Below are 12,684 nucleotides of genomic sequence, written 5' to 3'. Positions count from 1 at the left end.
AACATGAATACACCCCTGGATTCTTCCCCTGCCCTGCCCGCCGTGGACTGCGACGTCCTGGTCATCGGCTCCGGCGCGGGTGGCCTGTCCGCAGCTGTGACCGCCGCCTATCACGGGCTGAAGGTGGTGGTTGTTGAAAAGGCCGACGTCTGTGGCGGCGCTACCTCCTGGTCCGGCGGTTGGGCCTGGACCCCCGGCAATCCCTTGGCAAAATCAGATGGCGTGGTGGAGGACCGCGAACAGTTCCGCACCTACCTGCGCCACCGGCTCGGAAACCACTACCAAGAGGACAGGGTGGAGGCTTTCCTGGAAGCCGTGCCGCACATGGTGGGGTTCTTCCAGGACAAGACAAGCCTGCAGTTCGTACCCGGTACCGAGATCAAAGACATCTACGGCGACACGCCAGGAGCGGGCACCGGGCACCGTTCCGTCGGGCCCAAGCCGTTCAACGCACGCAACATCAGGCCCGGGCTCCGCGCGATGATGCGCCACCAGCTCTACGAAACCTCATTCCTTGGAATGGGCATCATGGCGGGTCCGGATCTGCGCAAATTCCTCTCCGCCTCCCGAGGCAACGTCAAAGGCATCTTCCACGCCGGCTGGCGGGTTGCCTTCCATCTGCTCGATCTCGTTACACACCGGCGGAACATGCAGTTGGTCAACGGAACCGCGCTCACAGGCAGGCTGCTGAAGTCCGCTGATGACCTTGGTGTGGAGATCCGCGTCTCCACGCCGGCCAAACGGCTGGTGACGGACGCCTCGGGAAAGGTGGCGGGCGCCGTCGTCGATTCTCCCCAAGGGGAACTGCAGATCAACGCCTCCCGTGGCGTCGTCCTGGCGGCCGGAGGCTTCCCCAATGACGTCGCCCGCCGCAAGACATTGTTCCCGAAGACGCCCATGGGCCGGGAGCACTGGACACTGGCGCCAAAAGAAACCACCGGCGACGGCATTTCCATGGCACAGGCAGTGGGTGCCCGGTTTGAGACCGACGTTGAGTCGCCGGCCGCCTGGTGTCCTGTCTCCCTGGTCCCATACCTTAATGGACGCACCGGAACGTTCCCGCACATCATGGACCGGGCAAAACCGGGCAGCATCGGCGTCCGACGGGACGGCAAACGATTCGTCAACGAGGCCCAGGGCTACTACGACTACGTCCAGGGCATGTTCAACACCACTCCTGAAGGTGAACCGGTCGAAGCGTGGCAGATCGCTGATGCAGCGTTCGTGCGAAGGTTCCCGTTGGGGATGGCCAAGCCCCTTCCCGTGCCGCTCTTTCCCTACCTGCGCTCCGGTTACCTGAAGAAAGGCAACACACTCGAGGAGCTGGCTGCGGCATGCGGCATCGATCCGCAAGGACTGGCAGAGACCGTCGCGGCATTCAATGACAACGCCCGCAAGGGCATTGATCCCGATTTCCAACGTGGCAGCAGTGAATTCAACCGCTATGGCGGCGATCCCGGAAACAAGCCCAATCCTTCGCTGCGTGCTTTGGAGAAGGGTCCGTTCTATGCTGTCCGGATTGTCCCCGGTTCGTTCGGTACCTTTGCCGGCCTCGCAGCAGATTCCCGGGCACGCGTCCTTGACACCCATGGCCAACCCATCGGCGGCCTTTATGTCGCGGGTAATGACCAGGCCTCAGTCATGGGCGGCCATTACCCCGCAGGAGGCATTAATCTCGGACCGGCCCTGACTTTCGGGTACATCGCAGGGCGCGATCTCGCTGACGCCACCATCTACGAGGACGACGGCGGCGCTGCCCCTTCGCAGCGACGGAACCTGGCGACGCTGGCCGAAAGAGCCGAAGGATCGGAATCCGAGGGTGGGTCAATCACAAGGATTTAGCTCTGGCGTGGTATCGCACGCTAGAATGGATGGGCGTCCACGGCCGTCAAAAGCCGGACAGGCCGCCACATCCCTTGATCCAGAAAGCCAGCATGCGAGTACTTGCAGCAATGAGCGGCGGAGTGGACTCCGCCGTGGCCGCCGCCCGAGCCGTTGAGGCAGGGCACGACGTCGTGGGGGTCCACCTCGCGTTGTCCCGCATGCCGGGGACCCTTCGCACCGGCAGCCGGGGCTGCTGCACCATTGAGGATTCCCGTGACGCGTGGCGGGCCTGCGACGTCCTGGGAATTCCCTATTATGTGTGGGATTTCTCCGAGCGCTTCAAGGAAGATGTCGTCCAGGACTTCATCGACGAATACGCCGCCGGACGGACGCCGAACCCGTGCATGCGCTGCAACGAGCGCATCAAGTTCGCGGCATTGCTGGAGAAGGCGATCGCCCTTGGTTTCGACGCTGTTTGCACCGGCCACTACGCCAAGGTGATCGAAGACGCGGACGGCAACCGTGAACTCCACCGTGCTGCCGACTGGGCCAAGGACCAGAGCTATGTCCTGGGCGTCCTGACCCATGAGCAGCTGAAGCACTCCATGTTTCCGCTGGCGGACACGCCCTCCAAGGCAGAAGTTCGTGCCGAGGCTGAGCGGCGCGGCCTGTCCGTGGCCAACAAGCCGGACAGCCACGACATCTGCTTTATCTCCGACGGCGACACCCGGGGCTGGTTGGCCGAAAAGATCGAGATGACCACCGGTGACATCGTTGATGAAACCGGGGCCAAGGTCGGCGAGCACCCTGGCGCCAACGCCTTCACCGTCGGGCAGCGCCGCGGGCTGAAGCTGGGCACTCCGGCCGCTGACGGCAAGCCCAGGTTCGTCCTCGAGATCCGTCCCAAGGAAAACAAGGTAGTCGTGGGCCCCGAAGCCCTGCTGGCGATCGACGAGATCCGCGGCATCAAGGTCTCCTGGGCCGGCCTGCCCATCCCGGAGGTCGCCACCGGCGCCAGCTTCGAATGCCACGCCCAGGTCCGTGCCCACGGCGATCCCGTCCCCGCAGTCGCGCACGTGGAAGCCGTCGAGGACGGGTCCGGCGTGGAACGGGCACAGCTCGTCGTCACCCTGACCGACCCCCTGCGTGGCGTGGCTCCCGGCCAGACCGTGGTTCTCTACCAAGGCAGCAGGGTCCTGGGGCAGGCAACCATCGACGCCGCGCGCTCACTTCAGCGGGTAGCCCTCTAAGAGCCATTGCCTCCCGAATGCCCCGACTCCATACTGGGCTAAGCAGCGTTTCCGCTGCGGTGTTTGGGGTCCGCATTCGGGACGGCGATGACTGTGGCATTTCCAAAGAAGAGCCCGGGAGACATCAAAGCCGGGCAGATGGTCTCCTTGACCATCCTTGCTGAGGGGCCGATCGCCCCCGCCGGGGGTGCGCCGCTGACGGCACAGGTACGCATACCGGTTGAACGGTTGCGGCGCGGTCCCACGGGCCACCGCTACGCCATCCATATCCGGAAGTGGCGGGGGACCACCGTATCCCCGGTGAGCCTGACGCAGCCGGGAGACCCTTGGCGGTTGATTTCCGAACCACCGCCGGCCGGCCTGCGCGAACTCCTGGACGACACCCGCTTCCTGGCCCAGCACGTCTACGGTGTCGCGATGAGCACGCTGGAAATCTTCGAAACCACCCTGGGCAGGCGCATGCCGTGGAACCCCGAAGGGCGTGTGGTGCTCAAAGCCCGTGACCTGGTCACCGCAACAGACACCGGGTACGAGCGGGGCACCAACATCATCCGTTTCGGATCCGTGGACCGGATGGGATACAAAGTCCCGACTGCCCTGTACCGCGACATTGTTGCCCATGAGGTGACACACGCGATCCTGGATGGGTTCAGGCCGGCCTGGGCGGACCAGATGGCCACCATGGAACAGCTGGCCATGCACGAGGCTTTGGCCGACATCGTGGCCATCCTCTCCGTGTTCTCTTCCAAGGAAGTTGTGTACCGGCAGCTCGAAGCCGCGGCAGGAGGTTTCGAAGCGGGGCAGACCGTTGATGACGCAGTGCTGATGCGCTCGCTCTTTGACTTCGCCCGGGATCTCTTTGCCCGTGGGCCACTGCGCGAGCCGTTCGTCGGTGCCGCGCCGGAGGGCTGGCAGTTGCTCCCCGAACCCCACGCGCGGGGTGCTGTCGTGGTGGGTGCGGTGCTCCGGGCCGTCCAGCGCTTGTGGTCCGAAAGGAATGCCCGCTACGGCGGGTTCCACAGCCTCCAGCAAAAGGCCGAGTCCGGTTCGATTGTGGCAACCAGGATCCTTCGCATGGTGATCCGGGGCCTGTCCTACATGCCGCCTGTGGATGTTTCCTGGCGCGATCTTCTGCGCGGAATCATAGCCGCCGACCTCGACATGGTTCCTGACGATGTCCATGGATACCGGGAAGCACTCCAAACCGAGTTTTCCGCAATCGGCATCCGCCGGGTTTCGTTGAACAACATCAGCGGGGTTGAGAACTACAGCGGGCTCCGTTACCCGATCCGCCTCTCGGCACTGGGATCAGACCCCCAGGAAGTACAGCGCTTCGTGTGGGAGAACCCGCGGCTCCTGGAGGCCGCCCGTCTCGAGCGGCGCACACCCCTGAGTTCCACCCGGGTCCGGACGTCCGAACGCGTATCGCCGGACGGGTTCATCATTTCCGAGATCGGAGCATCCTTCATCCAGACGGTCCGGATGAGCCGGAGGGAAGCCTATGTCCGCCTTGGGGTGAAGACCGGGCGGGACTTCATTGACGTCCGTGGAGGAGGACTGTTGAGGTTCGACGCCGGTGGCCGCCTCGTCTATGCCGCGCTCAAACCCGTCATGGACAGGGAACGGCAGGGCCAGCTGTTCGGTTCCGACCAGCACCACGAAGCCGAGCAAGCGGCCTCATCCGGGGTGCGCAACAAATTCCACGGCACGGGGGACTAGGCAGGCCGGAACGGTAGGGGACCTGATGCGCGAACTGAACTCAAGCTCCCCAGGCCGCTTTGCGCGCAGCCCTCGACGCCTCAAGCTGCGCCACCTGGTCGAAGCCGCCGGCCTTCAATCCCTTGCTCACTTCTTTGAGGAGGTCAGCCCGCCCCAAGCCTCCGTCGCTGCGCAGGGATTTAACGAGGTTGTACGTGAACGCGCCGTTGTACCGGCCTTCCATCAGGGCATCCGCTGCGGTTTGGTCGGATCTGCAGGCTGCCATGAGGACCGGCGTGGACAACTTGGCGGTCTTGACAATATCGCGCAGGGTCCGGGTCTCCAGGTCCTCGTTCGCCATGACGGCCCGGGGCGTTGGTCCAGGCAGGAAGCGCGGGCGACGGCCGGGAATCAGGTCCAGCGACTTCAGCCCGGTACCACTGTGGCAGGTATCAAGCAGCACATCCATCAGGACGCCATCAGGAAGGCGGCCGAACACGGCAGCCAGTTCGTCGTCTGAAATGACCGTTCCGGGGTCCCAGGAGTCACCGGCATCGTTGATGTCGTGGCAGGCAAAGGCCTCGTCAAGGCTGTCGTCTTCGTCGCCACCGGTATCCGGAATCTGCGTGCCATGGCTGGAGAAGGTGAACACGATCTGCTGGATCGTGCCCTCGACCGCCGCGTCCACCAGCTTGTTGACCTCGGCCAGGACCATCTTTTTGGTGGCTTTGTCATCTCTCAGAACGGTGACCTGTGATGCCGGGAATCCGTAGCTTTCCTCGAGCAGGCCGGCCAGATCCTCGGCATCGTTGACACAGCCGTGAAGCCAGCTGGACTCCGGAAGGTACTTGAATTTGTTGATCCCCACACAAAGGGCTGCCTTTTCCATGAGCCTGACTTTCGACGTGTGATCCAGCGGTTGAGCACCCGGGATAAACCATATTCCTGTCCCACCTGTCCGGCAATGCTCCCGTAGTGCCTGGGGAAGCTACTGGAAAGTAAATTTTGTGTCTCAAATCACCAAAACGGGGGTTCGCGGGCTTCGAAGTCTGGTTGAATCGAGGCACTAAGAGTGTGCTCCGTCACAAATATCCCACGGCGGAGCATCGAATCCATCGAACAGAAGGTTCACCAGATGGCACTGAACAAGAAGGCCCTGCACGGCGCTATCGCGCTGGCGGGCATCTCCGCATTCGCCTTAACGGCATGCACGGGCCCCTCCGGTGGCGGCTCCTCGTCTGCTCCGGCGGCCGCAGGCCCCATCGCCTACGGCACAACAGACAAAGTCACATCACTGGACCCCGCGGGTTCCTATGACAACGGTTCATTCATGGTGATGAACCAGGTCTACTCCTTCCTCCTGAATTCCAAGCCGGGTGGCGCGGAACCCGTACCGGACCTCGCCGAGTCATCGTCCTTCACGGCCCCTTCCGAGTACACCGTCAAGCTCAAATCCGGGCTCAAGTGGGCCAACGGCCACACATTGGACTCCAAGGACGTGAAGTTCTCCTTCGACCGCCAGGTGGCCATCAATGATCCTGCCGGACCGGCATCGTTGTTGACGAACATCGACAGCGTCAGCGCGCCCGATGCCACCACCGTGGTTTTCAAGCTCAAGAACGCCAACGATCAGACTTTCAGCCAGATACTCAGCAGCCCTGCCGCACCGATCGTCGATGACGAGGTCTTCCCGGCAGACAAGATCCTCTCCGATGACGAGATCATCAAGGCGAACGCGTTCTACGGCCAGTACACCATCGACAGCTACAAGAAGAACGAACTTGTCAGCTTCAAAGCCTTTGCCGATTACAAGGGCGTCCTCGGGAAACCGGCCAATGATGCAGCCACCATCAAGTACTACGCCAGCCCCACCAACCTGAAGCTGGAAATCCAGCAGGGAGCGATCGACGTCGCCTTCCGCAGCCTGAGCGCTACGGACATCGACGATCTCCGCAAGGACTCCAAGGTCAAAGTACTGACGGGTCCGGGTGGCGAGATCCGCTACATCACCTTCAACTTTGACACCATGCCGTTTGGAACCAAGGCAACCGGAGCAGACCCCGCAAAGGCTTTGGCAGTACGCCAGGCCGTGGCCAACCTCGTAGACCGACAGGCCATCGCCGACCAGGTCTACAAGGGCACCTACCTGCCCCTGTACTCCAACGTCCCCAGTGGATTCCTCGGCGCCAACGAGTCATTCAAGGACGCCTACGGCGATGCCGGCAAGCCCAGCCTGGACAAGGCCAAGAAGGTCCTTACCGATGCTGGAATCACTGACAAGGTGGCATTGAACCTGCAGTACAACCCGGACCACTACGGCGGATCATCCGGTGACGAGTACGCCATGATCAAGGAGCAGCTGGAGAAGTCCGGACTGTTCACGGTGAATCTCCAGTCCACTGAATGGGTCACCTACAGCAAGGCAAGCCGTGCCGACGAGTACCCGCTGTTCCAGTTCGGGTGGTTCCCCGACTTCAGCGACGCCGACAATTACCTCACCCCGTTCTTCCCCGACGGCGGATTCCTCAAGAACCACTACAACAACCCCGCGGTGAACGACCTCATTGCCAAGCAGCTCACCGAGGCCGACAAGACCAAGCGTGAGGCGGACATCAAGGATGTCCAGAACGCGCTGGCCAAGGACATCTCCACCCTGCCGCTGCTTCAAGGCGCCCAGGTGGCTGTTGTCGGAAGCGGCGTGAACGGCGTCGACAAGACGCTGGATCCTTCCTTCAAGTTCCGTCTCGGAACCGTGTCCAAGTAACAACGCTCTGTGATGGGGGAGGCGGGCCACTGATCCAGTGTCCCGCCTCCCTTGCTGACCACCATCGTGGCCGGCGCGTATCAGCCAATCCCGCGCAATCCACGGGCAGGAAATACAGGTAACAATGACAACAGTTATAGAAGTACCCGAGGCTGAGCCCGGGGTAGTTGCTCCCAGGAGCAAGTCCAAGGGCGGGGGTGGACTCGGCAGGTACATCGTGATCCGGTTCTTCCTGATCATCCCCACCGTCTTCATTTTGGTGACCCTCGTGTTCTTCCTGATGAGGGTCATCGGCGACCCCATCACGGCAGCACAGGGTGGCCGGCTTCCTCCCGATGTCCTGGCCCAGCGGATCCACGACGCCGGTTATGACCGGCCGGTCCTGGTGCAGTACTTCGAGTACCTGGGCCAGCTCCTCACCGGCAACTTCGGCACCACCATCACGGACCGGCGTCCGGTCGTCGAGGTACTCTTCACTTTTGGCGCAGCAACGCTCGAGCTTTCCATCAACGCGCTGATCGTCGCGCTCGCCGTCGGTATCCCCTTCGGCCTCATCGCTGCCCAGCACCGGGACAAGACCCCGGATGCCTTCCTGCGGTTCTTTGCAATCCTCTGCTACGCAACGCCGGTGTTCTTCTCAGGGCTGCTGCTTAAGCTGACCTTCTCCGTGTGGCTCGGTTGGCTCCCTGTAGCCGGCCGTGCGTCAACGCGGACTGAACTGACCATGAGCAGTCTCGCGGCGCCGTCGGGCATCTACTGGCTTGATGCCATCCGCAGCGGCAACTTCACGGCACTGGGCGACGTCGTCTCCCACGCCATCCTTCCCGCAATCGCCCTTGGTTTGCTCACCGCCGGCGTCTTCCTGCGGCTGGTCCGCACCAACGTGATCGGGACCCTGGGCAAGGACTACATCGAGGCAGGACGCTCACGGGGTGTCAGCGAGTTCCGGCTCGTGACCAAGCATGCCTACAAGCCGGCCCTCATCCCGATCATTACCGTGATGGGCCTGCAAATAGCGCTCATGCTGGGCGGTGCGATCCTGACGGAGACCACCTTCGAATGGAAAGGCCTCGGATACCAGCTCGTCCAGTACTTGAATGCCCGTGACTTCGTCGCGGTACAGGGCATCGTCGTCCTGCTGGCCATCATCGTGGCCGTCACCAACTTCATCGTGGACATCATTGCCGCGCTCATCGACCCCCGAGTGAGGTACTGACCATGAGCACCCCCACACTCACCCCGCCCAGGCAGCCGCTTTTCTCCCGGCTCCCGGTCATCTCACATCTCAAAAAGAGCGTCGGGCTCCAACGCGGCATGCTCGTTGTGGGCGTCGTCCTCAGCGGGCTGTTCATCCTCACAAGTATCTTCGCGCCGCTGCTGGCGCCATACGGCTACTCCCAGCTCAGCGATGCATCTGGTTCCTTCCCCACCCAGCAAGCGCCGGGCGGCAAGCACCTGCTGGGAACCACTGTTGGCGGCTACGACGTCTTGTCGCGTGTCGTTTGGGGATCGCAGACCGCTGTAACGGTCATTATTGTCTCCGTTGCCATGTCACTGTTCCTCGGCGTCGCCCTTGGACTGCTTAGCGGGTACTTCGGCGGGTGGCTGGACCGGATACTGGTTGTGGTGGCCGACGCCATCTATGCCTTCCCCACCCTGCTTCTGGCAATCGTCATTTCCATCGTCATCAGCCGTGGCCAGTCCAGCTTCTGGGGCGGTATCTTCTCTTGCGCGTTCTCCATCACTGTGGTGTTCGTTCCGCAGTACTTCCGGGTGATCCGCGCCGAAACCATCAGGCTCAAGGCCGAACCGTTCGTTGAGTCGGCCAAGGTCCTTGGCGCCTCCAGCATGCGCATCATCGGGCGCCACATTTTCAAGAACGCCACCCGGACCCTGCCGCTCATGTTCACCCTCAACGCCTCCGAAGCGATCCTCACGTTGGCGGGCCTGGGCTTCCTGGGCTTCGGCATCGAACCCACCTCCGCGGCGGAATGGGGATTCGACCTCAATAAGGCACTGGCAGACACCTCCTCCGGTATCTGGTGGACAGGTGTCTTCCCCGGCATCGCGATCGTGCTCACTGTCCTGGGCCTCACACTCGTGGGCGAGAGCATCAACGACCTCAACGACCCCCGTATCCGGGGACGCAAACGTGCCGGAGGTGGCACCTCCACACCAGGAACGCCATCCGCACCAAGAACGCCGTCCACACCGGCAGAGGCAGGAAAACCATGACCACCAACCTTGGCCAGGTTTCGGACCAGGCACCCACAGGCCAGCCAGTACTGACCATTGACCGGCTGCAAGTCACCTTTGCCACCGACGGCGGAGACGTCCACGCAGTCAAGAACGTCAGCCTGGAGGTGAACCCCGGCGAAGTAGTCGCGATCGTGGGGGAGTCCGGTTCCGGAAAAACCGTGACAGCCAAGACCATTCTTGGCCTGCTTCCGGAAACAGCCATCAGCTCGGGCGCAGTTCTGATCAACGGCAACAACGTCATCAGCGTCAGCAAGTCCGCGCTGCGCAAGATCCGTGGCCGCGACGTGGCGATGGTGTTCCAGGAACCTTCCACCGCCTTGAACCCGGTCTTCACCGTCGGGTGGCAAATTGCCGAAGGCATCCGGGCACATTCATCCGACGGCAGGCGCATCTCCGCCAAGGAAGCGAAACAGAGAGCCACCGAGGCACTGCGCAAAGTGGGCATCCCCGACCCCGAGACCCGGGTCAACTACTACCCCCACCAGTTCTCCGGAGGACAGAAGCAACGCGTGGTCATCGCTGCCGCGCTCGCCTTGGATCCGGGGCTGATCGTTGCTGATGAGCCCACCACCGCGCTCGACGTCACCGTACAAGCCGAGATCCTTCAACTGCTCCGGGATCTGCGGGACAACTACGGGACGTCCATTGTGCTCATTACCCACAACATGGGCGTCGTGGCCGACCTGGCAGACAGGGTGGTCGTCATGTACCAGGGCGATGTGGTGGAGGAGGCACCCTCGAAGGTCCTCTTCGCCGAGCCCCGCCAGGAGTACACCCGCAAACTCCTCGCCGCAGTGCCTCACCTGGGCCGCCATTCGGCCTCCGAAGGAGCCCGCAGCAGGCTTCACCAGGATGGAAAAGTCCTGGTGGAGGCAAAGAACCTCACCATTGAATACCCGGGCCGTTTCGGCAGGCATGGGTTCAAAGCGGTGGACAATGTCAGTTTCACTGTTTCGGAGAACGAGGTCTTTGGCCTGGTAGGGGAGTCGGGTTCAGGCAAGTCCACCATCGGACGGGCCATCGCCGGCCTGAACCGGACAACGGGCGGCAGCCTGAAGGTGCTGGGTTACGAAATGCTGGACTTCAAGGAGCGGACTTTCCGGCCGCTGCGCAAGGAGATCGGCTTTGTATTCCAGGATCCTGCAGCGTCTTTCAACCCGCACCTCACCATCGGTGAGTGCGTCGCCGAGCCGCTGATGATCCACACCAAGCCAGGTGCGGCTGAGGCGCGGAAAAAGGTCGGCGAGTTGCTCGAGTCAGTCCAGTTGCCGGCGTCTTACGCGCAGCGGTACCCGCACGAGCTCTCCGGCGGACAACGCCAGCGCGCCTCCCTGGCACGATCCCTGGCGCTGAACCCCCGGCTGCTGATCGCCGACGAACCGACGTCCGCGCTGGATGTGTCGGTGCAGGCCAAGGTACTGGACCTGTTCAAGGACATCCAGGAACAGTTCGGATTTGCTGCCCTCTTCATCAGCCACGACCTCGCAGTGGTGGACATGCTGTCCCACTGGGTGGGCGTCCTCTACAAGGGACAGTTGGTGGAGCAGGGGATCGGAAACCACGTGATGGGCTCACCGCAGCATGAGTACACCAAGCGTCTGATCGCCTCCTTGCCGGTGCCGGACCCCGAAGAACAAGCACGACGGCGGGAAGCGCACCGGGCACTGCTGGGCGGCTGACTCCCGGAGCCGAGTGCAGAAAGGCGCGTCCTGCGGTGCGGGGCGCGCCTTTCCGGGCTATGGCCGGGCAGCTACTCGGAGACGATGGCGATGTTGAACATCTTCCCTTGCGGCTGCTGCATGAAGATCCGCAGCCACAGCGGCAACCACATTTCCATGCCCCGTGCCGCGTCCAGTCCACCCAGGTCCCGGATGTGCCCGGGTTCCCACGCAAATTCCTGCAGCAAAGCAGAAACGGTGGACTTGGCGTCCAGGTCGTCGCCCGCAATGAACATGTCATGGGGCCCGGGAAGGCGGCCCGGATCCACCATCACCGGTGCACTGACCGTATTGAGCGACTCGACCACACGGGCCTTCGGGTAGCTCCGTTGGATGGTCTCGGCGATGCTGTCCGTGTTGCAAACCGTCAGAGGGGGCGGAAAGCCTTTGGAGCCATCCAGCGGGTTGGACACGTCAAGGAGGACCTTTCCGTTGAGGTTGTCCGCACCCGCCTCGGCAAGGATGGCCAGGCTGACTGTTCCCGGCGTGGCATTGATGATCAGGCCGGACCGGGAACACGCTTCCGCAAACGAGCCCGCATGCCCCCGGGCTCCCGCCTGTTCCGCCCACTGCATGCCCTTGGGGTTGCCTGATTCCCGCGACCCCATAGTGACTTCATGGCCCAGCTCCACCAGCTTGCCAGCCAATGCATGGCCCACCATCCCCGTGCCCAGAACCGCGATTTCCATGAAAGCTCCTTTGCCGAAACTGCAGTGATGGTGCCATTGTGCTCCGCTTCATACGCGGAAAACACTGCGTCCCGCACCATAGACTTGGATGCATGACCGAGCAGAACAATGCCCTTCCCCATGACGACGATTCCTTCAACCCGGCCGCGAGCTCCCTGGCCGGCCACGTTGACCGCTCCGTCATGGACGAACTGCTGTCCATCCGGTCCAGCATCGACAACATCGACGCAACCTTGGTCTTCCTGCTCGCGGAGCGGTTCAAGGCGACGCAGAAGGTGGGAGTGCTGAAGGCAACCCACAAGCTGCCGGCCGGGGACCCGGGCCGTGAAGCTGCCCAGATAGCCCGGCTCCGCCGTCTTGCCGAGGACGCCCACCTTGATCCTGCCTTCGCCGAGAAATTCCTGAACTTCATCATCAGCGAAGTGATCCGCCACCACGAGGCCATCGCCGAGGATCACCAGATTTCCAGCCAGCAGGCCTGA

The 12,684-nt window shown here is 62.6% G+C and carries 10 protein-coding genes; 8 read left to right on the top strand and 2 right to left on the bottom strand.

All coding sequences use genetic code 11. The features are described 5' to 3' along the window. The first annotated feature begins 3 nt into the window (after positions 1 to 3). From JMY29_RS12995 to JMY29_RS12985, 3 genes are all read left to right on the top strand, one after another. Positions 4 to 1,842: an FAD-dependent oxidoreductase gene (locus tag JMY29_RS12995; protein WP_189075183.1), complete on the top strand. Its 1,839-nt coding sequence runs from the start codon at positions 4 to 6 to the stop codon at positions 1,840 to 1,842. A gap of 110 nt (positions 1,843 to 1,952) precedes the next feature. After that, positions 1,953 to 3,074, top strand: a complete 1,122-nt coding sequence (gene mnmA, locus JMY29_RS12990; protein WP_229778574.1) for a tRNA 2-thiouridine(34) synthase MnmA — start codon at positions 1,953 to 1,955, stop codon at positions 3,072 to 3,074. 93 nt (positions 3,075 to 3,167) lie between these two features. Beyond that, positions 3,168 to 4,793, top strand: coding sequence for a gluzincin family metallopeptidase (locus tag JMY29_RS12985; RefSeq protein WP_146230279.1), 1,626 nt, complete (start codon positions 3,168 to 3,170; stop codon positions 4,791 to 4,793). A gap of 40 nt (positions 4,794 to 4,833) precedes the next feature. Here JMY29_RS12985 and JMY29_RS12980 read toward each other — a convergent pair whose 3' ends face one another. Further along, positions 4,834 to 5,661, bottom strand: coding sequence for a caspase family protein (locus JMY29_RS12980; protein WP_018776457.1), 828 nt, complete (start codon positions 5,659 to 5,661; stop codon positions 4,834 to 4,836). A gap of 246 nt (positions 5,662 to 5,907) precedes the next feature. Between JMY29_RS12980 and JMY29_RS12975 the strand changes: the two genes are divergently transcribed. From JMY29_RS12975 to JMY29_RS12960, 4 genes are all read left to right on the top strand, one after another. After that, positions 5,908 to 7,536, top strand: coding sequence for an ABC transporter substrate-binding protein (locus tag JMY29_RS12975; RefSeq protein WP_189075182.1), 1,629 nt, complete (start codon positions 5,908 to 5,910; stop codon positions 7,534 to 7,536). A gap of 124 nt (positions 7,537 to 7,660) precedes the next feature. Continuing rightward, positions 7,661 to 8,752 (top strand): ABC transporter permease, encoded by a 1,092-nt coding sequence (locus JMY29_RS12970; protein ID WP_018776455.1) that lies wholly within the window; start codon positions 7,661 to 7,663, stop codon positions 8,750 to 8,752. Positions 8,753 to 8,754: 2 nt separating this feature from the next. Then, complete coding sequence (locus JMY29_RS12965; RefSeq protein ID WP_189075181.1) at positions 8,755 to 9,771, top strand: ABC transporter permease; 1,017 nt, start codon at positions 8,755 to 8,757, stop codon at positions 9,769 to 9,771. Further along, on the top strand, positions 9,768 to 11,474 hold the full coding sequence (locus JMY29_RS12960; protein ID WP_189075180.1) for an ABC transporter ATP-binding protein: 1,707 nt from the start codon (positions 9,768 to 9,770) through the stop codon (positions 11,472 to 11,474). The genes JMY29_RS12965 and JMY29_RS12960 overlap by 4 nt, the downstream gene beginning before the upstream one ends. A gap of 71 nt (positions 11,475 to 11,545) precedes the next feature. On the opposite strand, the gene JMY29_RS12955 is transcribed toward JMY29_RS12960, so the two are convergent. Continuing rightward, positions 11,546 to 12,202: an NADPH-dependent F420 reductase gene (locus tag JMY29_RS12955; RefSeq protein ID WP_189075179.1), complete on the bottom strand. Its 657-nt coding sequence runs from the start codon at positions 12,200 to 12,202 to the stop codon at positions 11,546 to 11,548. A 92-nt stretch (positions 12,203 to 12,294) separates the two neighbouring features. On the opposite strand from JMY29_RS12955, the gene JMY29_RS12950 reads away from it, so the two are divergent. Next, positions 12,295 to 12,684 (top strand): chorismate mutase, encoded by a 390-nt coding sequence (locus JMY29_RS12950; protein WP_018776451.1) that lies wholly within the window; start codon positions 12,295 to 12,297, stop codon positions 12,682 to 12,684.

This window comes from Paenarthrobacter nicotinovorans (assembly GCF_021919345.1).
Taxonomy (GTDB): domain Bacteria; phylum Actinomycetota; class Actinomycetes; order Actinomycetales; family Micrococcaceae; genus Arthrobacter; species Arthrobacter nicotinovorans.
This window is presented reverse-complemented; position numbering and strand designations above follow the sequence as displayed.

Bases quoted from the DNA above. Each gene is read 5' to 3' on its own strand.
- mnmA (WP_229778574.1), top strand. From the start codon at position 1,953: ATGAGCGGCGGAGTGGACTCCGCCGTGGCCGCCGCCCGAGCCGTTGAG.
- JMY29_RS12995 (WP_189075183.1), top strand. From the start codon at position 4: ATGAATACACCCCTGGATTCTTCCCCTGCCCTGCCCGCCGTGGACTGC.
- JMY29_RS12955 (WP_189075179.1), bottom strand. From the start codon at position 12,202: ATGGAAATCGCGGTTCTGGGCACGGGGATGGTGGGCCATGCATTGGCT.
- JMY29_RS12980 (WP_018776457.1), bottom strand. From the start codon at position 5,661: ATGGAAAAGGCAGCCCTTTGTGTGGGGATCAACAAATTCAAGTACCTT.
- JMY29_RS12970 (WP_018776455.1), top strand. From the start codon at position 7,661: ATGACAACAGTTATAGAAGTACCCGAGGCTGAGCCCGGGGTAGTTGCT.
- JMY29_RS12975 (WP_189075182.1), top strand. From the start codon at position 5,908: ATGGCACTGAACAAGAAGGCCCTGCACGGCGCTATCGCGCTGGCGGGC.
- JMY29_RS12950 (WP_018776451.1), top strand. From the start codon at position 12,295: ATGACCGAGCAGAACAATGCCCTTCCCCATGACGACGATTCCTTCAAC.
- JMY29_RS12965 (WP_189075181.1), top strand. From the start codon at position 8,755: ATGAGCACCCCCACACTCACCCCGCCCAGGCAGCCGCTTTTCTCCCGG.
- JMY29_RS12960 (WP_189075180.1), top strand. From the start codon at position 9,768: ATGACCACCAACCTTGGCCAGGTTTCGGACCAGGCACCCACAGGCCAG.